The following is a 21,239-nucleotide window of genomic DNA, read 5'->3' on the forward strand; positions in this document are numbered from 1 at the left end:
TTTTGAGGGCCTTTGTTTTATACTTTGTTTGCTGATAATGTCCCTAGCCACGATAATAATTGACTGAACAAGGTAAAGTTTTGGATTACCCTGAGCTGACCGTTAAAGCCCCATTTATCTCTTTCTTTTGGGTGGTTGAGCATATAGGCCAAAGTTTTGGCTAAACTTTCAATATCCGTAGGGTCTGGGTTTATTTGCCCCGTTTGATTGTGGACTACTTGATATTTGAGCCCGGCAGCGTTGGATACCAAAACGGGCTTTCTTTTCCACATGGCCTCTGTTGCGGTAAGCCCAAATCCTTCTTGGATAGAGTTCTGGACAATAATGCTCGATGTTCGCTGAAGCGCATTTACGATCAAAGCATTCTGTTTCGGATTATCAAGGGGTAACAGTAATATGGCAATATCATTTTGCATACTGCTATCCACTTTTTTATAGGTTTCGGTAAGTTCCTTTAAAACTTCTTTGCCCTCGGGGTCATCGGATACAAAAGCAGGGTCAGGTCCACCCATCACCAATAAGGTCATTTCAATACGCTTGTATTCCAAACTTTTTGGGTCACCGTATTTTCGGTTGTCCAATTTCATTTTAATGAAGGCTTCCATCAACTCCTTAAAACCTTTTAGGCGATCCCATCTGGAGATTTCAGTAACGATCGGGCGATAGATTAAATCTAGGTTTTGACCTGCATCCAAAACATCGAACGAACCATCTGGCATTACCTTTCTTACCAAATGTTCATATCGATGATAAAGAATGGCTTTATGGTCGTCCAAAATTCCGGACTGATATAAAATTCCAATGCACTTGTGCAACTGAAGTTCCCTGTTCTTATGGCTCAAAGGGTCAATGGCCGGTGGAATGATGGAGGTCCTATTTTTCAATGGCTTGGGAACATAGGAGGGGAGACTGAACACAAAATGGTCATAGTCATTTGTATATGGTTCCAAAAACTTCCAAACAGCATCTGTAACATCGGTATCTTCTTCCAGGCCGATATGGCATCTCCAAATAATGGAAACGTTTTTTTCTTTTTTGATCATGGCCGCCAAGGGCATGGGCTGTGGGTCATGTACCACAACAATATCGCCATCATTGATAAGTTCGAGGGCTTTGGAAAGGTTGTTGCGGTTAACTTCTTCGTAAATTTTGCGGTCTTCCTCTGTAAAAACACCGTTGCCACTGCCGTGAATGGCATTGTGAATGCGTTTGGTCAAATCAAAAAAGGCATCTTTTTTCGCTTCGATAACGAGCCATTCGATAGACACGCCCAACTCTCGCAATATGCGCATTTGACTTGGAAGCATTTCGGCTACACCTCCACCAATGGCCGTCGAGTTGATCATCCAAATGGTTCGCCCTTTAAGGGATTCGATAGGGTCTTTGGCCTGTTCCATAAAATCCAGAACAGAGGAGTAAAGGGAGCCGTATGCCTTGTAATCCACAAGTTTGGCACCTGGCTTGACATTTATTTTTTGCATGTATGGGAAAAGTTAATGATTGAATTCCCTATAAGATAGCAAAAAAACGGATGGGTTATCTAAGTAGTTGTTTTTTAATTGTTTAATGATCTAACCTGATTCCTTTTGAGCCATTTTCTGAGAGATGGAGCTCATAAATATATTCAGGTTCCAACTGTGGCTCTTTTCGGTGGGAGACAAAAACAATGGCAGAATCACTTTCTTTGGCTATTTTGTTCACCAAGGCTACAAATAAGTTGGCGCTGGCATCGTCCAAACCAGCTGTGGGCTCATCCAAAATTAGTAAAGGTGGATGCTTTACCATGGCGCGGGCCATCATTACCAAACGTTTGTCCCCGACAGATAAGTCCCGAAAGTGTTCGTTTTTTCTATGTTCTAGGTTTAAAAGATCTAGCCATTGGTTGGCCAGTTGTTTTTCGCTATCGGTTGGCAGCACATAAAGTCCAATGGAGTCATGTAATCCGGAAATAATCATATTTTCCAAGCTGTGGTAACCACGAAATTTATTGGTGATGGCAGGGGTATAGTATCCAATTTTTTGTTTCAGGTCCCAAACACTTTCACCGCTTCCTTTTTTTTGTCCAAAAATGGTGAGGTCTTGGCCGTAGCCTTTATGACTGTCACCTGTAATCATGGACAATAAAGTGGATTTCCCGCTCCCATTGGGGCCGATCAGTTGCCAGAACTCTCCCTTTTTGATGGTCCAATCTATTTTGTCCAGCACTTGGCGGCCATCAAAACCAACGGAGACCTTTTTAAAGCTCACCAATTCCTTTAGGTCAACAGCAATCGGGGACAAGGGTGGCGGTATGGAACCTTTAAAATTGATGGATTCGGTTTTGTTTTCTTCCCAAAAGACATCGGGGGATTCATAGAGATGCAAGCTATCCCCATCCAGTTTAAAAAAGTGGTTGGTATGGGGCAATATATCATCCAATCTGCTTGCTAATTGAACCACAATTTTACGGGAAGCAATATCCGAAAGCTGTTCTTTAAGTTTGGCTTGGGTGGCCACATCCAAATTGTCAAAAGGATTTACAAGCACCATAAAATCAGGGTTCTGCTGCAACAAGTAGTTGAGTAGTGCCTTTTTCTGTTCACCGCTGCTCATGGTTTTTAAGGGTTGTTCGCCGTTCTTGGTCAAAATTTTGATATCGTGACGGTCTTCTTCGTCCATGTATCGATTGATTTCCGATCGCGAAAAGAGAAGCCCTTTTAAAGGTTGTAGCGCTTGCAATCCGTCAACGGGACGATTACTGAGCAAGTCCTGGACCAATTGGTCGGTGTTGGACTTGTTCTGTGTAAGAATAGCGTAGCTTTTGGGTGGCTTCATGTGGCAAAACGTATGACCCTAAAATTACGATTATCCTTGGTTCACCCGAAAAATATTAACCGGATTATTCTTGTATGTGGTGGTTTTGTCCAACAACATACCATTTTTAAGTGCTACTTTTTGCGATGGCAGATTGTCCACATGGATAATGGAAATCAATGAATCTGCAAGATTGTTTTCAAAGGCAAACTCCTTACATTTTTTAGCAGCTTCGAAAGCAAACCCTTGTAGCCAAAAATTTGGTAATACCGAATACCCAATTTCCAGTTCTTTTACATTATCCACGGTTTGAACAAGGAGCCCACAGATTCCGACCAGCTCTCTAGATTCTTTTAAAATAAGAGCGTTCATTCCACCCAAATCATTGTTGTAGCGTTCAAAAATTCGATCAAACTGTGTTCTGCATGCTTCAACGGGGTTAGTGGGAAGTCCTTGCCAATATTGGGTGGATTTTGGGTTGAGCTAAAAGGGTAGCCAATCCTCAAAATCCGACTCCTCGAGCTTTCGAAAAATCAAACGATTCGAAACTTGGTTTTCTAAGAGATATTTAGGCATTTAATTACGCGAAAATGAGATGCTATCCCCAACTTGCAAACCTAATTGGTCGGAAAGCCCTGCATTGATTTCCAACACATATTTTGCGGGCGCATTGGAAGGAAGCGTATCTTCATTGAAGGGTTCAGCGTTTTTTTGGAAGCTCACAATCTTCATTCCCGAATTAATGTAAATAATATCCAAAGGTATTTCGGTGTTCTTCATGTAAAAGTACTGTAAAGACTCTGTAGGCTGAATGAAGAGCATACCTCGATCTTGTTTCATGGATTTTCGGTACATAAGCCCAGTTTGGGTCTCGTACTCCGTTTCGGCTATCTCAATATCAAAATTGGCCTTGATGGAATCTGTTTCTGTTGCCAGCACGGCAAGTTCACCTTCTTTGGTAAATGTGATGGTCTCTGTTTTAATCGATTGTTTGGACTCCGTTTTACACGATGCCAAAACAAAGGTGAACGCCAGAAGGGCTACTTTTAAAATTTGTATCATCAAATTACAGTTCTACGGGTGCTGGTTTAATCATAAAGTATACCCCGATTAAAATCATTGGGATGCTGAGCCACTGCCCTGTAGAAAGCATCCCCAAAGCATCTTCGAATCCACCTTGACTTTTCTTGTAGAATTCCACAAAGAACCGTACCACGAACAAGAGTACCATGAATAACCCAAAAAGGAAGCCTGGTTTGTCCTTCCAATCCGTTTTCCAATACAACAGGTAAAGTGCTATAAATACAAAAACGTAGCAAAAAGCCTCGTACAATTGAGCTGGGTGACGGTAGGGAATGGATTGTAACACCTCCGAAAATTCCGGATTGTGCTGAATGGCCTTGTAAGCCGCGTTCGGGGTTTGTTCTTTAGTGAGTGCCATGGCCTGATAAGCCGGCATATCGTCCGAATCGCGGATAAAACGAGTTGCAAGAAAATAGGACTCATCTACTTTTTTACCGTTGATTTCGGAGTTGAAAAAATTACCGAACCTCACGAAAGCCGCACCAATGGCGGACGGAATTACCAATCTGTCCAACAGCCATAGCATTTTAATGTCTTTCCATTTACGGGTATACAACCATATACCGATAATGGCCGCAATGGTAGCACCATGACTGGCCAAGCCCGTAAACCCGGTAAACTCATAACCATTGATGATACCGAATAGAGAGCTGTTCGCACTTTCTCGAATAGGTAACAGGATTTCCGCCAAATGGTCTTTGTAGTAGTCCCAATCATAAAAGAAAACATGTCCCAAACGGGCACCCAACATAATCGAGACGACGGTATAAATAAAAAGGGAATCCAGTTTCTCCATGGATTTCTTTTCATTCAGGAAGATTTTCTTCATGATGAACCACCCAAGGACAAAGGCGGCAATCCATAACAAATTGTAATATTTTATCTGTAGAAAACCCAGTTTGAAAAGGGTTCCTTCGGGGTTCCAATCAAATCCGAGGAAATACATTTATCTAAATTTTGGACTAATATAACTACTTTGAACGGTTGCACGGTATTAATTGAAGTTCAATTTTTTAGGGAACGGGGTCAAATCCGCTTCCGCCCCAGGGGTTGCAACTGGCGATGCGTTTAATGGAAAGCCATCCCCCTTTAAAAAGCCCATGCTTTTTTAAGGCTTCCAAGGTGTATTGGGAGCATGTAGGGGTATAGCGGCATGTGGAGGGAAACATGGGGGAGATAAAAAGCTGGTAAAACCTTACCAGCAAAACAAATGGCGCTATCAAAATTTTCTTCATGCTTTCTATGGAACAAAACAAAGAACAAGGTATGAAAAAGCCCCGACAAAGTCGGGGCTTGGGTTAAACTTCTTCAGCGGGTTGCACGGGCTCCAAATGTTCCCGTTCCTCGTCCGTGTACAATCGTGACTTAATGACAAAACGGAGTCCTAGCGGAATTTCCAGACTAAAACTGGCACCACGTCCTGTAGTCACATCGACTGTAAGCTGTGTGTGTTTCCAGTATTCGAACTGGTCCTTGCTCATGAAAAAATCGCATCCGTGGATGGTACCCAATTTAACATCGTTTTCATTGAGCATCAATTCACCTTTTGGAAAGCACATAGGGGAGGAGCCGTCGCAGCAACCACCACTTTGATGAAACATAAGTTCACCATGGCGTTCCCTGAGCTGATCAATGATTTCAGTAGCCTTGTCCGAAACCAATACGCGTTTTATCAAATTTTCCATCCTAGAAAAAGCCCAATTTGTTCTTATCGTAAGAAATAAGCATGTTTTTGGTCTGGGTGTAATGGCTGAGCATCATTTTATGGTTTTCTCGTCCAATACCCGACTTTTTGTATCCTCCAAACGGTGCATGGGCAGGGTAGTTGTGATAGCAATTCACCCAAACTCTACCAGCTTGAATCTGCCTGGAGATTTTATAGGCTTGGTGCATGTCGCGTGTCCAAACCCCTGCACCCAAACCATAAAGGGTATCGTTGGCTATTTCCAGAGCTTCGGCTTCATCCTTAAAAGTGGTGACACAGACCACAGGACCAAAAATTTCTTCTTGAAAGACACGCATTTTGTTGTTTCCTTTCAAAATAGTGGGTTGGATGTAATATCCACCTTCCAAACCTTCGTTAAAGGCAGCTTCGCCTCCTGCCAGAACCTCACATCCTTCTTCTTTGCCAATTTGGATGTAGTTCATGATTTTCTCGAACTGATCGTTGGATGCTTGGGCCCCCATCATGGTGGTTGGGTCTAGAGGGTGACCAAGTTTAATGGCTTTGGTGCGTTCCACGACACGCTCAATGAATTTATCATAAATACTTTCCTGTACCAAGATTCTGGATGGGCAGGTACAAACTTCACCTTGGTTCAAGGCGAACATAACCGCGCCTTCCAAACATTTGTCGAAGAACTCATCATCTGCATCCATAATGCTTTCGAAGAAAACGTTCGGGGATTTACCGCCCAACTCCAATGTCACAGGAATTATGTTCTTAGAAGCATATTGCATGATCAATTGTCCTGTAGTGGTCTCTCCCGTGAAGGCAATTTTTTTAATCCGTGGACTGGAGGCCAATGGTTTTCCTGCCTCCAAACCAAATCCGTTAACAATATTGAGTACGCCTGCTGGTAAAATATCCTCGATCAGTTCCATTAAAATAAGAATTCCAACAGGCGTTTGCTCTGCAGGCTTGAGTACTACACAGTTTCCTGCGGCCAATGCTGGCGCCAATTTCCAAGCGGCCATCAAAATGGGGAAGTTCCAAGGAATAATTTGCCCTACTACACCAAGTGGCTCCATTACATTCATGGAAACAGTGTTGCTGTCCAATTCGCTTACCGAACCTTCTTCTGCACGAATTACTCCTGCAAAATACCTGAAGTGGTCAATGGCCAATGGCATATCCGCAGCACGGGTTTCACGTATCGCCTTCCCATTGTCCCAAGTTTCGGCGCGGGCCAAAGCCTCAAGGTTATTCTCCATCACATCGGCAATCTTCAATAATAGATTGCTGCGGTATGTGGCGGAGGAATTGTTCCATTCTGGAGCTGCTGCCCATGCAGCATCAATGGCCTTGTCTACATCTTCGGCAGTGGACCGTGCAATTTTGGTGAATGCGTTTCCATCTACAGGGGAAATATTGTCAAAATATCCTCCTTTGGTCGGTGGGGTCCATTTTCCACCGATGTAATTTTCATACTGATCTTTGAACTTTGGTTTTTCCAAAACACTACGTTCAGTAGTTTGTACATTGCTCATAATACATGTTGTTAAAGTTAATTTTTATGTTCGTTCACACTTTGTTCAAGTGGCTGATTTTAAAAGTATTGATTTTGAACCCCGTACATCTGACGTATTCTATTAATGACATGACCAATCCTCTTTGTTTTTATATTTTTAACAAAATATCATATCATATTTTTTATATTTAGTAAGTATTTACACAATATATTAAGGAGTAGATATTTTATATGCGGTTACCAGAACGATTTTATAAGGAGAGAAAACTTGAGCATTTGGTCGAGAACCAAACATCGTACACGTTGAATAACGCATCTATGCACGTTTTTGAGACGCATCTACAGGCCGAAAAAGTGCTACTTCAATTTGACCAACCTGTACTTGCCTCCATGTTGATAGGAAAAAAGGTAATGCATCTGAGAGACAAAAACTCGTTTGATTTTCTTCCGGGGGAATCCTTGATACTTCCATCCAACGAAGTCATGTGCATTGATTTTCCCGAAGCGAACGAAGAGAATCCGACACGTTGTTTGGCCATGGCCATTTCTGATGAGAAAATAAATAAGGTCATTAATTTGATGAACGAGGTAATGCCCAAACACGACGGTTCCGAATGGGCTTTGATGGATTACAACTACCACTTCACCAACGATGCCAGTATTTATGGCATTATCCAACGGTTGTTGTATCTGTTCACGGAGAACCATCCGTCCAAGGATTATTTTGTGGACAATATGCTCCAAGAACTGATTATTCGGATTTTGCAGGGCAACATGCGAGAAAAATATACTCAGAACGCCTCCAAATTAAGCTCAAACAATAGGTTGGCCTATGTGATCGAATATATCTCCCAGCACTTGCACGAACCTTTGTCCGTTAGTGACTTGAGCAAGAAGGCCTGTATGAGCGAATCCCACTTCCATAAGACATTTAAGGAAGAATTGGGGGTAACGCCGATTGACTACATCAACAGCGAACGCATAAAAATGGCCATCAACCTTTTAAAAGATCCGGATAGGAAAATAAAGGAAATTTATTTGGAATGTGGGTTTGAAAACCGTTCCTATTTCAACCGTTTGTTCAAGCGAAAAATTCATGTGTCGCCTGGGGAGTACCAATCAAAATTTGTGAAACACTAATTTACGCTGAAGGTAGTCCCGTCCTTGCCATCTTTGATCTGAATACCCAATTCGACCAATTGATCTCTAATTTTGTCAGAAGTAGCGAAGTCCTTGTTCGCGCGAGCTTCGTTTCTAATATCGATCAATAATTCCATCACTCCGTTGAGTGTATTGGAATCATCTTTGGTCATGGATTGGTTTTCAATACCAAGCACATCGTAAACAAAGGCTTTGAGCGAACCTGCAAGAACCTCCCTATCTTCTGCGGAAATAGTTTCCTTGTCCTCCTTGATCAAGTTGATATGTTTAACGGCCTCGAACAACTGGGCAATCAAAATCGGTGTATTGAAGTCGTCGTTCATGGCATCGTAGCATTTCTGCTTCCAAGCGGCCACATCAAAATCTGATGTGGCACCTGTTTTTAGCGTATCGACACTATCAAGGGCATCCATCAAACGGTTATATCCTTTTTCGGAGGCTTGCAAAGCTTCATCACTAAGGTCCAAAATACTGGTGTAGTGGGCCTGCATCATAAAAAAGCGAACAACTGCAGGTGTATATGGCTTGCTCAAAATGTTATTGTCACCACTAAAAATCTCTGCAGGGTAAATATTGTTGTCCGTGGATTTGGACATTTTTCTGCCGTTTAGGGTCAGCATATTGGCATGCATCCAATAGTTTACAGGCGATTTTCCCGTGCTGGCCTCTGCCTGTGCAATCTCGCACTCATGGTGGGGAAATTTAAGGTCCATTCCTCCGCCGTGAATATCAAAGGTTTCGCCCAAATATTTGGTGCTCATGGCAGTACACTCCAAATGCCATCCTGGGAAACCATCTCCCCAAGGGGAAGGCCAACGCATGATGTGCTGTGGTTCCGCTTTTTTCCAAAGGGCAAAATCCTGTGGGTTTCTTTTTTCGTCCTGGGCGGTAAGTTCGCGGGTGTTGGTGATCATATCCTCCAACTTTCTACCGCTCAATTTGCCGTAATCATGGTCTTTGTTGAACTTGATCACGTCAAAATAAACCGAACCGTTTGCCTCGTAGGCCAATCCTTTTTCAAGAATCTCTTTGATGATCTCTATCTGTTCAATGATATGACCTGTAGCAGTTGGTTCAATGCTCGGTGGCAGTAAGTTGAATAATTGGAGGGTGTTGTGGAAGTCCACAGTGTAGCGTTGTACCACCTCCATCGGCTCAATCTGCTCCAATTTGGCTTTTTTGGCAATTTTGTCCTCACCTTCGTCCGCATCGTTTTCCAAATGCCCGGCATCTGTAATGTTTCGCACGTAGCGAACCTTGTACCCCAAATGTTTGAAGTATCGGAAAATCATATCAAAAGACATGAAAGTACGGCAATTGCCCAAGTGTACATTGCTGTAAACGGTGGGTCCGCAGACGTACATACCTACATGACCTTCATTTATAGGTTTGAATATGTCTTTTTTTCCAGTAAGTGAATTATGGATTCTTAAGGTTTGGTCTTTGTACAATTGCATTTAAACAGTTGGTGTTTAAAATTCGGTATCTAGGTTGATGTAATCCAAAAATTCTCTTCGTGTGGCTTCTTCCTTGAACTTTCCACCATATTCAGCGGTCACTGTGCTGCTATCGATATCCCGTATTCCTCTGGAATTCACACAAAGGTGTTTGGCATCGATAACGCAAGCAACATCTTCTGTACCCAATACTTTTTGAAGCTCTTTTACAATTTGGATGTTCATACGTTCCTGAACTTGTGGTCGCTTTGCAAAATAATCCACCACGCGGTTCATTTTGGAAAGGCCCACAACGGTTCCGTTGGAAATATAGGCAATGTGTGCCCGCCCAACAATGGGCAATAAGTGGTGCTCACAAGTGGAATAGACCACAATGTTTTTTTCCACTAACATTTCACCATATTTGTACTTATTGTCAAAAGTTGACGATTTTGGCTTTCTGTCGGGATGCAATCCGCCAAAGATTTCCTGTACATACATTTTGGCCACTCTTTTTGGAGTGCCCTTTAAACTGTCGTCATCCAAATCGAGACCCAGCGTAAGCATAATTTCCCTTACGTTTTTTTGTATTCTTTCGATTTTTTCTTCATCGCTCAATACAAAAGCATCGTCCCTCATTGGGGTATCCGTTGAGGAACCAACGTGGTCGTTTCCTCTTTCTTCATATTGTTCTTCCAATGCCTGCTCTAGTTTCATAGCTACTGCTTAAGAGGAGCAAAGATATACATTAATGACCGATTTAACATCTGCTATCGGGGGTTTGACAACATAAATTATTGTTAACCCTAGCACCACGGTACTTTTATAATGCCCAAACCTACAGTCTTTTATGTTTAGAACCTTAACAAAGACCTTACTGATACTATTATTTTGGCAGACTGCACAAGGGCAGGTGGCCCAAGATTGTGCAGATGCTATTCCTATTTGTAGCAATACACCGATCAATGGGGGAACCAGTGGTTTTGGTTCGGACGACTTTAATGGTGCAACGGCCAGTGGGTGTTTGGAACCGACGGTTGCGGGTACTATCGAATCCAATTCTGCTTGGTATCGTTTTAGGACGGCCGAAGCTGGGCAATTGGGTTTCAACATTGGGCACAATAGTAACGAAGACTGGGACTTTGCCCTATACCAAGCTACGGATTGCAGTGATTTGGGCGAACCTGTCCGTTGTAACTTTTTTGATAATAGTGAAAATACCACTTTCATTGGGGTAGGGGAAGACCCTACAGGTAATGAGGATTCCGTACATTATGAAGACTGGCTTCAAGTGGAGGCTGGCGAGGAATACTACCTTTTCATAAATAACTTTAGCAATGTAAATTCTGGATTTTCCATTCAGTTTACGGGTAATATTTGGGTGGATTATCCCAATAGCGCATTGGATTGTGCCATTGTAAGTAATTTATTGGGGCCGCCGATTTCTGCTTGCGAGGGAGATGATGTGGTGTTGGACGCCACTACTTCCGGGGCCATCAATTATGAGTGGTATAGTGATACGGGAAGTGGTTATCAACTTATCATTGGAGCCAACGGTGCAACGTACAATGTTCAGAATACGGGGCAGTACCGGGTTGTGGTCATCACATCTACCGAAAACATTGTGAGTGATGTACAAGTTGGATTCAATGAAGTGCCCGTTACAGGTATGCTTGCAGATGAAACCTTTTGCCACGAGGTTGATATGGTCTTTGACCTGAACAGTAAAAACACGGAAGCCTTGGGAGGTATGGATCCTGATGATTTTGTTGTCAGTTACCACGGTTCGCAAACCGATGCGGACATGGGTATCCATCCTTTGGAAAAACAATATCCGTTGATGGGAGGTTCTGAAACCATATATGTTAGAACAACCTCCTTGGCAAACCCAGATTGTTACGATGCATCGCAACGCTTTGTTTTGAACGCCATTGAAACCCCATTCTTAACTTTTGATGAGCAAGCGGTAATCTGCGAAGCTGTTGGAAGTATAGAAATAGGGGAAACACAGCCCAACCCCAATTATATCTATCTGTGGAGTACGGGAGAGCAGACCCCGTCCATAACAGTGTCCGATGCGGGAGAATATACTTTAACAGTTACTAATCAATCCAACGGAATTAGTTGTGAAGCTAGCCGCACGGTATCTGTCGAAATTTCGACGAATCCCCAAATCTCCAGTATCGATATAGAGGATATGAGTGTGAACAACACGGTAACCATCAATACGGAAAACAATGGTATGTACGAATTTAGTATGGATGGGGGGGAGTATCAGAACAGTAATGTTTTTGAAGCTGTTTCTCCTGGTGTACACACCGTAAACATGCGCGATCTTTTTGGTTGTGGGGTGGTCGAAGAAGATATTGTGGTAGTAGGGTATTTGGCCATTTTTTCACCCAATGGCGATGTGTTGAACGAAACTTGGCAGATAGAAGGTCTTTCTACCTTGAATTCGCCCATTGTTACGATTTATGATCGGTATGGCAAACTCATCAAGCAAATGAACGAGTTCGACGCCGGTTGGGATGGAAGTTTTCAAGGGAAGCCTTTACCGTCCACCGATTATTGGTTCAAACTATCTTACATTGATGATGATGGGAACCGTACGTATGCCAAATATTTACAGAGTCATTTTTCTTTAAGACGATAATAGCTTGTTCGTTCATCGATTAACTACAAATTTCTTCGATAAAAACATACTAAAAGAATGAATTGGGGAGTTATACTGCATATAGAATAACCAATAGCCCCAAAATTCTATGCGAGCTCTATTTAGCGCTATTTGTTTCTTTTTTCTTGCACAAGTGGTTAGCGCACAAAACTCTCCGGATTGCAGAACAGCAATACCAGTTTGTGCAGATGCGCCTATTTTGGGAACTACCGATGGTGGTGGTGATATTGATGATTTCGATCCTGAAGTCATTACTCAGACCGGATGTTTGGAAAAGGGAAGTGTCAGTTCCGCCAATATTGAGAACAATACGGGATGGTTTGTATTTAGGGCTGGTATGGATGGTCAGATCGGTTTTGATATTGAAGCCCTACCTGTAAACCCTGGTAGTCCAATTACCGCGGAATGGGATTTTGCACTGTATGGCCCTTTTGATGAAACTTCCAATGAAAACTTTTGTACCATTATTGGGGATGGTTCCGCGCAGCCGATACGATGTAATTACGAATACAATGAGACCAATTTTACCGGAATAGGTGTAAATCCAGTTGATGGTCGGGAAGGGGCCCCGTTTGTAAAAGGAAGCCAGAACACTTATGATGAATGGTTGAATGTTAGGCAGGGAGAGGTTTATTACCTCTACATCAACAACTACAATACCAATTTTGATGATGAGCCAGAGGACTTTATCTTAACCTTTACGGGCAGCTCGGTGGATGAAGATCAGAATACTGCATTGGATTGTACGCTAAGGGATGAGTTCTTAGGGTTCGATATTGTTGCTTGTGAAGGTGATCCCGATATTGTGCTTTCTGCCTTAAACTCTCCTGTAGGGCCAAGCATTGCGAATATTACTTGGGAATTGGACGCAGAAGATAATGGTACTTACGAAACAATTTTGGCTTCAGGGGCCGGAGAAACTGAACTGACGGTCTCAAGCCCAAATTCCGGTCGTTATCGCGTTACTATTGAATCTACATTTGGAACAACCGTTACCGATGATATCCTCATTACCTTTTATGGGACGCCCGAACTTGATGAAGTTAGAGTGATCGATGATTTGGTGAATAGTGAACAAACAGATCCTTACAATATTGAGATCGTTCCCGTGGGAGATGGTAACTACGAATATGCGATTAACGGAGGTGAATTTCAGGACGACCCAATGTTCTATGATGTGCCACCTGGTACCAATACGGTTGTAATAAACGATAAAAATGGTTGTGGTGCTACCGAACCCATTGAGTTTTTAGTAGTGGGATACCCAAAATTCTTCACGCCAAATAGCGACGGTGTCCACGATAACTGGAATGTTTATGGGGTAGAACAGTTGATTAACCCCGTTGTGTTCATTTTTGATCGTTATGGAAAACTATTAAAACAAATTGATGTAAACATTGGATGGGACGGCACCTTTAATGGTAGGGATATGCCCTCTTCGGATTACTGGTTTAGATTGGATTATGAACGGGACGATGATGGTGTTTTGGTCGCTACATCAGTTCGTAGGCATTTTTCATTGGTGCGATAAAAAAAAGGCCGGAATTTCTTCCAGCCTTGTATATAATTTTCTTTTTCACTTTTTAGAATTTCAAGGTATAGCCCAAAGAAATGTTGGTGTTTATTCTATTGATCAGTGCAGCGCTATCAATACCGCCATCAAAGAAGTAAGAGTTTATATCTTGTTCTGTTCTGCTATAGGCCAAATCTAATCGGCTTGCTCCAAAGTTGTAGCCTATACCTGCGGAAAAACCGTTTAGGTCACCAATAAAATCACTGTTTTCATAAGGACTTTCTTCGAACCTGTAACCTGCCCTAAGACTAACCTCTTCTATTCGGTATTCCCCTCCCAAACGATATGAGTTCACAGCTCCCAAGGTACTGGCAATAAAATCGTTTTCCGCGGTAAAATTTGGATCGGAAGTAGGCCTAAGCTCTGCTTTGGACATATCTTGATAGGTATAATCCAAACTTATGAGTCCGTCTTGCCCAAATACAAGAGCAACACTACCGGTGTATTTTTCCGGTGTTTTTATTCTATATTCATCATAAAGATTTACAATGTTAAAGTTGATGAAATCAATGTCCGATACCGCTAGGTTACTATTGATTCGTTGGCTGGTGTCATCTGTCAATGTATACCATGTTGGTGATTGATAACTACCGCCAATCCGAATGGACTGGTTTACTTTTGCAATTGCTCCCAAGCTAAAAGAGAAACCATAGCCTTCGGTATGAAGCAAATTATCGAAAGAGGTGTACTGTATCGGTGAGTCCGCATCGTAACCATCTTCATCAAGATAGGAGACCCTATCATATATAACATTGTGGAAGTTCACCGATGCACCTAAGTACAAATCTTCCTTATACTGACCGGCAAAATTTAAAGTGAATTTGCTATTGTAGCCAGATGTGTTCTGTAAATATCTTTGATTTACACTTCCGTATTGTGCATTGGAGAAATAGGAAGTGTTTTGATCATCGTCTTCAACAGATTCTATAATACCGGATTGAAACCCTAAAAATGCTTGTTGGGCCGAGTATCCCAGATTGGCACCGATATCCAAATAAGCATCCTCTATGAATTCTCCCTGTTGCGTACGTAGTGGCCCCAAGGGCTCTCCTTGTGCAAAGTTGAGGAAATAATTGTCTACACCTACAGCGGTGTTCCCAGATGCGGTAAACTCATTATCAAAATTTTGCACCATGTCGTAGTTGAATGCCAATGCGATTTTTTTCCAGGGACTATCTGTCGACGAATTGAATACAAATACACCACCAACTTGATTGAAATCCAAAGAATTGGAAGTGGTATTTCTTAGGCCATTGCCATAAAATGCATCATTGTTTACATGATAGTTGGAGCCTGTGAACCCTATCTCACTAAAATTAAAGACTGCTGAACCGGCAGGGTTAACATTAAGTGCGGACAAATCTCCTCCCAATGCTCCAAATGCTCCTCCCATTGCCTGAAACCTCGCGGTTCCTTGAAGGTTTTCCGTACTGTAGCGGAGAACATCGTCAATGGTCTGTGCACTTGCGAAAGTGCATGCCAATACCATGATGAAAGTCAATATTCTTTTCATTTCTTCTGATTTAGATTAATCGATAAGTTTATGGAATTATGGTCTACCGCCACCTCTACCACCTCTTCCCCCGGAAGAACGTGATGATCCTGAAGATCTGGAACCACCGGAAGACCTGCTTACTCCGGAGCTTCCTCTGGAACTACTTCCTGAGCTTCGATAACTTCCTCGGGAACTACTTCTGGATGAACCACTGCTGCGGTAACTTCTAGAACTGGACCTGCTTGAAGACCTGTTGTAATTTCTGCTAGGTACAGCACTTCTTGATTGGTAGCTTCTCGTACTTCGTCCAGAACTTCTGTAACTTCTGGATGAAGGTGAACTACTTCTATTATAGCTTCTGCTGCTTCTAGTTGAAGAAGTTCCGTAAGAACGTCGTGCAGTTCTTGAGCTTCCACTATAACTTGGGGAAGTTCTGGTGCTTCTGCTTGTTCTGTAATTTCTGTTTCTGGCAACGGCATCGGCGCTTATAGATCTTCTAACGTTAGACCTGTTGCTATATCCTTGAGAGCTTCTCCTTGCCAAATTGTTATTGCTGCGGGACAAGTTCGCATTGGAACGTCCACTGTTGTTTCGTATCCTACTGGTGTAGCCATTTGATCTGGATGTGAGCGTAGTTCCGGGTATGCGGGAGGAGTATCCCCTTCTTCCTGTCATATAAGCATAGTCTCTATACCCTCTGCCATAATACGGACGGTTCCAATAGTTGTTGTAGTATCCGCCCCAACCGTAGTATCCGGCCCAGCCCCAGCCATTGTATGGGTATCCCCATCCGTAGTATCCGGCCCAGCCCCAACGATTATATCTCCATGGGTTGTTCCAACCCCATCCCCAACTGTAGTAAGGGCTGTTCCAGCCCCATCCCCAATTATAATATGGGTTGTTCCAACCCCATCCGCCATTCCATAGCCATGGGTCGTTCCAACCCCAACCGAGACCGCCCCATCCCCAAGTATTGTCATAAACGTTGATGGAGATATTTGTGGGGTTATCACCCCAACCAGGGTTTCCGTTATAGTTATTGTTGTAAGCAAAATAATCGGTTTGCTCACCATAAGGAACAGTGTCGTTTTGAACTTGGCTGGAATAGCTGTCAATGTCGGTAAAAACCTCGCTGTCCAAAATTTCACCATACTCGTTCGCCTTATCCCCGAAATAATCACCGTAGATATTACTTTCTTGTTCTTCAATTCTTACCGCTTCGGCATTTTTCTTTTCAACCCTTACAACTCGATCGTTGGTGGAATAAATTCCATCATCGTAATATGAGGCTTGTTGGTAGGAACCACAAGAAGCCATAAAGAGGGCAATAACCATCAATACGGCGGAGGTTCTGAATTTATTATGGAGTAAAGACTTTAACATGGCGCAATTTTTATTGTTGAACATACTAAAAATAATTAGTTTTACCCAATCATTACATGATTAAAGTCACAAGTTTTGTGCCAAACTACAATAGATGGGTAAAAATTTAACGAGCAGAGCAGAAGATTATTCCAAATGGTATAATGAACTAGTAGTAAAGTCAGATTTGGCTGAAAACTCAGGTGTTAGGGGGTGTATGGTCATAAAGCCCTATGGGTACGCCATCTGGGAAAAAATGCAGGGTCAATTGGACAAGATGTTCAAGGAAACAGGTCACGAGAATGCATATTTCCCATTGTTTATTCCAAAATCATATCTGAGCAAAGAGGCCAGTCATGTAGAGGGGTTTGCCAAGGAGTGCGCCGTTGTTACCCATTACCGATTGAAAAATGCCGAGGACGGCAGTGGTATTGTGGTGGATGAGAACGCCAAACTCGAGGAGGAGCTGATCGTTCGTCCAACTTCTGAAACCATTATTTGGGATACTTTTAGAAAATGGGTGCAATCTTACAGGGATTTGCCGCTAAAAATAAATCAGTGGGCCAATGTGGTGCGCTGGGAGATGAGAACACGACTTTTTTTAAGAACTGCCGAATTTTTGTGGCAGGAAGGCCATACCGCACACGCTACTAGGGAGGAAGCTGTGGAAGAAGCAGAACTTATGATGAATGTTTATGCGGATTTTGCCGAAAAATATATGGGTGTTCCCGTGATCAAGGGGACCAAAACCGAGAGCGAACGTTTTGCCGGTGCGGAGGAAACCTACTGTATAGAGGCTTTGATGCAGGACGGTAAAGCATTGCAGGCGGGAACTTCACACTTTTTGGGCCAGAATTTTGCAAAGGCTTTTGATGTTAAGTTTGCCAACAAAGAAGGTAAGCAAGAATACGTTTGGGCCACATCATGGGGTGTTTCCACGAGATTGATGGGCGCTTTGGTCATGACGCACAGTGATGATAATGGGTTGGTGCTGCCACCACAATTGGCACCGATTCAAGTTGTAATTGTGCCGATTTATAAAGGATTGGATCAGTTGGATGCCATTTCGCAGAAAGTGGATCCATTGGTAAAGGCATTACGAGATAAAGGTGTTACCGTTAAATATGACACTCGAGATACCCATAAGCCCGGCTTTAAATTCAATGAGTATGAATTAAAGGGTGTTCCCGTGCGCTTGGCGGTTGGGCAGCGTGATTTGGCCAACGGTACCTTTGAGGTAGCGCGTAGGGATACATTGACCAAGGAAATCGTAAAGGCGGAAGAGATTGTGGACAAGGTAGTTTCCTTAATGGATGAGATTCAGGAAAACATCTTTAAAAAAGCCCTTGATTATAGAAAGGAGCATATTACCAAAGTGGATTCCTATGATGAGTTTAAAAAAGTTATCGAGGAAAAAGGTGGTTTTGTTTCCGCCCATTGGGATGGAACCGTCGAAACCGAAGACAGAATAAAAGAGGAGACCAAAGCCACTATTCGCTGTATTCCTTTGGATGCAGAAAACGAGGAGGGCAAGTGCATGGTAACAGGAAAACCTTCCCATAAGAGGGTGTTGTTCGCAAAGGCCTACTAAACAGCTTGCAAAAAATAAAAAATACTGTTGCAAGACTTAAAAATAGTTGTATTTTTGCATCCGCAATTATGCAACCATATGGCCCGTTCGTCTAGGGGTTAGGACGCCAGGTTTTCATCCTGGTAACAGGGGTTCGATTCCCCTACGGGCTACTAAGAAGAGTTTTAAGCTAAAAAATTAGTTTTTTAACTTTGTAGTTTAAAATTTTGAAATTGAAATAATGGCCCGTTCGTCTAGGGGTTAGGACGCCAGGTTTTCATCCTGGTAACAGGGGTTCGATTCCCCTACGGGCTACAAAAAAAGGATTTAGAAAGAATTAAATTTAAGCAATGGCAAACCATAAGTCAGCATTAAAGAGAATCAGAAGAAACGAAGCAGTACGTTTGCGTAACAGGTATCAGCACAAAACTGTGCGTAATGCCATCAAAAAATTGCGTAACGAGGAAGATAAAAAAGCTGCTGAAGCTTTGTTGCCTACTGTAGTTGGTATGATTGATAAATTGGCCAAGAAAAACATCATTCATAACAATAAGGCCGCAAACCTTAAGAGCAAGTTGATGACCAAGGTTGCAGCAATGTAATTCTTGTCAAACAAAAATATATTGAACGCCTCCACTTTGGGGGCGTTTTTGTTTTGGTCCAATTCCAAGCTATCTAAATGCTTTTCTTCTTCCGGCAATTGCGCCGATAATAAATGAGGAATACATAAATACCACTGCTATCATCAATATTTGGAATATGGGGTATTCGAGGTAAATTTTCGGTATTTCGTGAACTATAAAATATACTATGGGAAAGCAGGTGTAAAAAACTGCCAGTCCCATGCTGGTCCAGAACATAGTGTTGTGTATTTGAGAATATGAACTTTGTTCGAACCTCTTTTCCTTGATATACAATCCAATGGAGAACAGTAAAATAAAGGATGAAATGATATCCGCATAATAGAGACTGACATGAAACGGATTTTGGAAGAACAGGCTGACCATGAATGCCAAAATACTTATGAATGCTCCATACAATACCCAAGCTTTATGTTTTTTGACCTTTAAAACATGCCAATAGATATAATAATAGAACAGGAAAGAAACCAACGCATAGATATTATAGACAATTACATTGTAGTTGCTGTAGCTGTCATCTGAAAAAAATTGGAATTCTTCATAGCGCAAAATCAATGCCGCCAACATTTCGGATAGAAATGTGTACATGATAAAGATGGGGAAATATTGCAAAGGCGTATCATAATAAGTGCGGTATCGTAAAACCACGACAATCCATGTCACAAGGTAGATTGGAATAGTATAATTGTCGATAAGAAAATCGTAGAATTCTTTCATTGGGCTTGTTCCCGTGCCGTTAATTCTAAAAATACAGCAATTTTCCTGTTCTTGGAAACTTTGTTTTTTATCTTGGAATCAAGATCAAGGAAATGGTTTTATCGAAATGCTTTTCTGCTGTGGATAAGAACACCGACCAAAAAGGTACCGTACATAAATAAAATCAATATCCGCAATACGGACCTAAGGTGATAATCAATCCAGATTTGTGGGATTTCATAGCCTATCCAAAACAGGAAAGGGAAAATGGAATAAAAGATCACCAATCCCAGGCTCATCCAAAACATGAGGTTGTGTTTGCTGGGGTAGGGCGAAGATTCACTTCTTTTATCTTTAAAATAGAGCCAGATATTAAAAAGTAAAATAAAGGAAGCGAGCATATCCGCATAGTAAAGGTTGCTATACAATGGATTTTGAAAAAATAGACTTACCACATACCCGATAATGCTTGTCAAGGCTCCTATTTTTATCCATTTTCTGTACGTCTGGTTTTTAACAACTCTCCAGTAGATGTAATAAAAAAACAAAAAGGATATCACCGAATAGATATTGAATATAATCACATTGTACCAACTGTACTTTTCAATATCAATAATCTGGAATTCATCAAAATATTTAATAAAATAACCCAATAACTCCGTAAGGAAGGTATACATTAAATACATGGGATAATACTTTAATGGAGTATCAAAATAGGTGCGGTATCGGGCCATGGCCACAATCCATACGATAAGATAGAATGGAAGAATGTATTGCTCTGAGATAAATGTATAAAATTCTTCCATTGTTCTCTGGCCAACCAGTTAGCTTTCAGTGCTTTTGTCGAAAACCAAAAATAACGTAAAAAAGCTGTGGAAGTGAATCTATGTTAAAGGCCTTTGATTTTTGATCATCTAAATGCTTTTCGTTCACCTAATAAAAGTCCCAACATATAAAAGCCATACATAATTGCTATGAGTACAAATAATATTTTTTGAAAGTGATAATCATACCATACATGATCATCTATAGACCCCAGTAAAAAAATGTATGGAGTTATGGCATAAAAGATAAATGAACCCGAGCTTACCCAAAAAAGCAAATTTTTCCCTTGATGGTAGGAGGAGTTTTCATTTTTCTTTTCTTTAAAATAAAATATTATGCATCCCAATAATACCCATGATCCAACAAGTTCTGCATAGTATAGACCTCTATACAATGGATTTTGGAAAATCAAACTTGTCAAATAACTCACAAGAACCAGAAAAGCTCCATACTTTACAAGTTTTTTATGTTGAGTTCTTTTTAAGGTTTTAAAGTAAACCCAATAAAAAAACGCATATGCAATCAACTGATAGATATTGTAGATTATAATGTTTAAAGAGGCATATTTTCCTTCGGAAAAAAATTGAAAACTATCATTGAACTTAATAAAGTACCCTAATAAATCAGTAAAAAAGGTATAGGCGATAAACATCGGGAAATATTTTAGGGTCGTGTCAAAATATTTCCTGTAAGTCAACACCGAGATTATCCATGTCACTAAATAAGTAACTAGGAAAAA

At 41.6% G+C, this 21,239-nt stretch carries 19 protein-coding genes, 2 tRNA genes and 1 pseudogene; 7 read left to right on the plus strand and 15 right to left on the minus strand.

Translation table 11 applies throughout. The features are described 5' to 3' along the window. Window positions 1–17: 17 nt before the first annotated feature. From J0X13_RS01215 to exaC, 8 genes and pseudogenes are all read right to left on the minus strand, one after another. Entirely contained in the window at window positions 18–1,481 is a 1,464-nt protein-coding gene (locus J0X13_RS01215; RefSeq protein ID WP_207069672.1) for a glycosyltransferase, read from the minus strand. A gap of 82 nt (window positions 1,482–1,563) precedes the next feature. Further along, window positions 1,564–2,814, minus strand: a complete 1,251-nt coding sequence (locus J0X13_RS01220) for an ATP-binding cassette domain-containing protein (protein ID WP_207069673.1) — start codon at window positions 2,812–2,814, stop codon at window positions 1,564–1,566. 30 nt (window positions 2,815–2,844) lie between these two features. Beyond that, window positions 2,845–3,258 (minus strand): annotated as a pseudogene (locus J0X13_RS01225) (GNAT family N-acetyltransferase); the annotation flags it as partial. A gap of 111 nt (window positions 3,259–3,369) precedes the next feature. Next, complete coding sequence (locus tag J0X13_RS01230; RefSeq protein WP_207069674.1) at window positions 3,370–3,855, minus strand: DUF192 domain-containing protein; 486 nt, start codon at window positions 3,853–3,855, stop codon at window positions 3,370–3,372. A gap of 4 nt (window positions 3,856–3,859) precedes the next feature. Continuing rightward, the gene (gene lgt / locus J0X13_RS01235) at window positions 3,860–4,822 is read right to left on the minus strand and encodes a prolipoprotein diacylglyceryl transferase (RefSeq protein ID WP_207069675.1); all 963 of its coding nucleotides are present in this window, start codon (window positions 4,820–4,822) and stop codon (window positions 3,860–3,862) included. Window positions 4,823–4,889: 67 nt separating this feature from the next. Continuing rightward, window positions 4,890–5,111 (minus strand): membrane protein insertion efficiency factor YidD, encoded by a 222-nt coding sequence (yidD, locus tag J0X13_RS01240; protein ID WP_207030494.1) that lies wholly within the window; start codon window positions 5,109–5,111, stop codon window positions 4,890–4,892. 63 nt (window positions 5,112–5,174) lie between these two features. Beyond that, window positions 5,175–5,561 (minus strand): DUF779 domain-containing protein, encoded by a 387-nt coding sequence (locus J0X13_RS01245; protein ID WP_207069676.1) that lies wholly within the window; start codon window positions 5,559–5,561, stop codon window positions 5,175–5,177. A gap of 1 nt (window position 5,562) precedes the next feature. Beyond that, window positions 5,563–7,086: an acetaldehyde dehydrogenase ExaC gene (exaC, locus tag J0X13_RS01250; protein WP_207069677.1), complete on the minus strand. Its 1,524-nt coding sequence runs from the start codon at window positions 7,084–7,086 to the stop codon at window positions 5,563–5,565. 212 nt (window positions 7,087–7,298) lie between these two features. On the opposite strand from exaC, the gene J0X13_RS01255 reads away from it, so the two are divergent. Next, window positions 7,299–8,207, plus strand: coding sequence for an AraC family transcriptional regulator (locus J0X13_RS01255; protein WP_207069678.1), 909 nt, complete (start codon window positions 7,299–7,301; stop codon window positions 8,205–8,207). Here J0X13_RS01255 and cysS read toward each other — a convergent pair. Then, complete coding sequence (gene cysS, locus J0X13_RS01260; RefSeq protein WP_207069679.1) at window positions 8,204–9,685, minus strand: cysteine--tRNA ligase; 1,482 nt, start codon at window positions 9,683–9,685, stop codon at window positions 8,204–8,206. The two genes, J0X13_RS01255 and cysS, sit on opposite strands and share 4 nt — an antisense overlap. Window positions 9,686–9,700: 15 nt before the next feature. Further along, the gene (folE, locus tag J0X13_RS01265) at window positions 9,701–10,381 is read right to left on the minus strand and encodes a GTP cyclohydrolase I FolE (protein WP_207069680.1); all 681 of its coding nucleotides are present in this window, start codon (window positions 10,379–10,381) and stop codon (window positions 9,701–9,703) included. Between the two features lie 133 nt (window positions 10,382–10,514). Here folE and J0X13_RS01270 point away from each other — a divergent pair, with 133 nt between their 5' ends. Beyond that, window positions 10,515–12,317: a T9SS type B sorting domain-containing protein gene (locus J0X13_RS01270; RefSeq protein WP_207069681.1), complete on the plus strand. Its 1,803-nt coding sequence runs from the start codon at window positions 10,515–10,517 to the stop codon at window positions 12,315–12,317. A gap of 109 nt (window positions 12,318–12,426) precedes the next feature. Continuing rightward, window positions 12,427–13,869, plus strand: a complete 1,443-nt coding sequence (locus J0X13_RS01275) for a T9SS type B sorting domain-containing protein (protein ID WP_207069682.1) — start codon at window positions 12,427–12,429, stop codon at window positions 13,867–13,869. Between the two features lie 52 nt (window positions 13,870–13,921). Here J0X13_RS01275 and J0X13_RS01280 read toward each other — a convergent pair whose 3' ends face one another. Both J0X13_RS01280 and J0X13_RS15675 read right to left on the minus strand, forming a co-directional pair. After that, window positions 13,922–15,424 carry an OmpP1/FadL family transporter gene (locus tag J0X13_RS01280; protein ID WP_207069683.1) on the minus strand — a complete coding sequence of 501 codons (1,503 nt, stop codon included), beginning with the start codon at window positions 15,422–15,424 and terminating at the stop codon, window positions 13,922–13,924. Between the two features lie 36 nt (window positions 15,425–15,460). Continuing rightward, entirely contained in the window at window positions 15,461–16,789 is a 1,329-nt protein-coding gene (locus J0X13_RS15675; protein ID WP_207069684.1) for a hypothetical protein, read from the minus strand. A gap of 94 nt (window positions 16,790–16,883) precedes the next feature. Between J0X13_RS15675 and proS the strand changes: the two genes are divergently transcribed. The 4 genes from proS (at window position 16,884) to rpsT (ending at window position 18,940) form a co-directional block, all read left to right on the plus strand. Then, on the plus strand, window positions 16,884–18,359 hold the full coding sequence (proS, locus tag J0X13_RS01290; RefSeq protein WP_207069685.1) for a proline--tRNA ligase: 1,476 nt from the start codon (window positions 16,884–16,886) through the stop codon (window positions 18,357–18,359). Between the two features lie 80 nt (window positions 18,360–18,439). Beyond that, window positions 18,440–18,511 (plus strand) — tRNA-Glu (locus J0X13_RS01295). Between the two features lie 70 nt (window positions 18,512–18,581). Further along, a tRNA-Glu gene (locus J0X13_RS01300) sits at window positions 18,582–18,653 on the plus strand. Window positions 18,654–18,688: 35 nt separating this feature from the next. Then, complete coding sequence (gene rpsT / locus J0X13_RS01305) at window positions 18,689–18,940, plus strand: 30S ribosomal protein S20 (protein ID WP_207069686.1); 252 nt, start codon at window positions 18,689–18,691, stop codon at window positions 18,938–18,940. Between the two features lie 69 nt (window positions 18,941–19,009). Here the strand turns inward: rpsT and J0X13_RS01310 are convergent, their stop codons facing one another. The 3 genes from J0X13_RS01310 to J0X13_RS01320 all read right to left on the minus strand — a co-directional run bounded on the left by J0X13_RS01310 (window position 19,010) and on the right by J0X13_RS01320 (window position 21,152). After that, window positions 19,010–19,696, minus strand: a complete 687-nt coding sequence (locus J0X13_RS01310; protein WP_207069687.1) for a hypothetical protein — start codon at window positions 19,694–19,696, stop codon at window positions 19,010–19,012. A gap of 98 nt (window positions 19,697–19,794) precedes the next feature. Continuing rightward, entirely contained in the window at window positions 19,795–20,481 is a 687-nt protein-coding gene (locus J0X13_RS01315; protein WP_207069688.1) for a hypothetical protein, read from the minus strand. A 104-nt stretch (window positions 20,482–20,585) separates the two neighbouring features. Then, a complete protein-coding gene (locus J0X13_RS01320; RefSeq protein ID WP_207030508.1) occupies window positions 20,586–21,152 on the minus strand; it encodes a hypothetical protein in 567 nt (188 codons plus the stop codon). Between the last annotated feature and the right edge of the window lie 87 nt (window positions 21,153–21,239).

This window comes from [Muricauda] lutisoli (nom. illeg.), assembly GCF_017313105.1.
Classification (GTDB): Bacteria; Bacteroidota; Bacteroidia; order Flavobacteriales; family Flavobacteriaceae; genus Flagellimonas; species Flagellimonas lutisoli.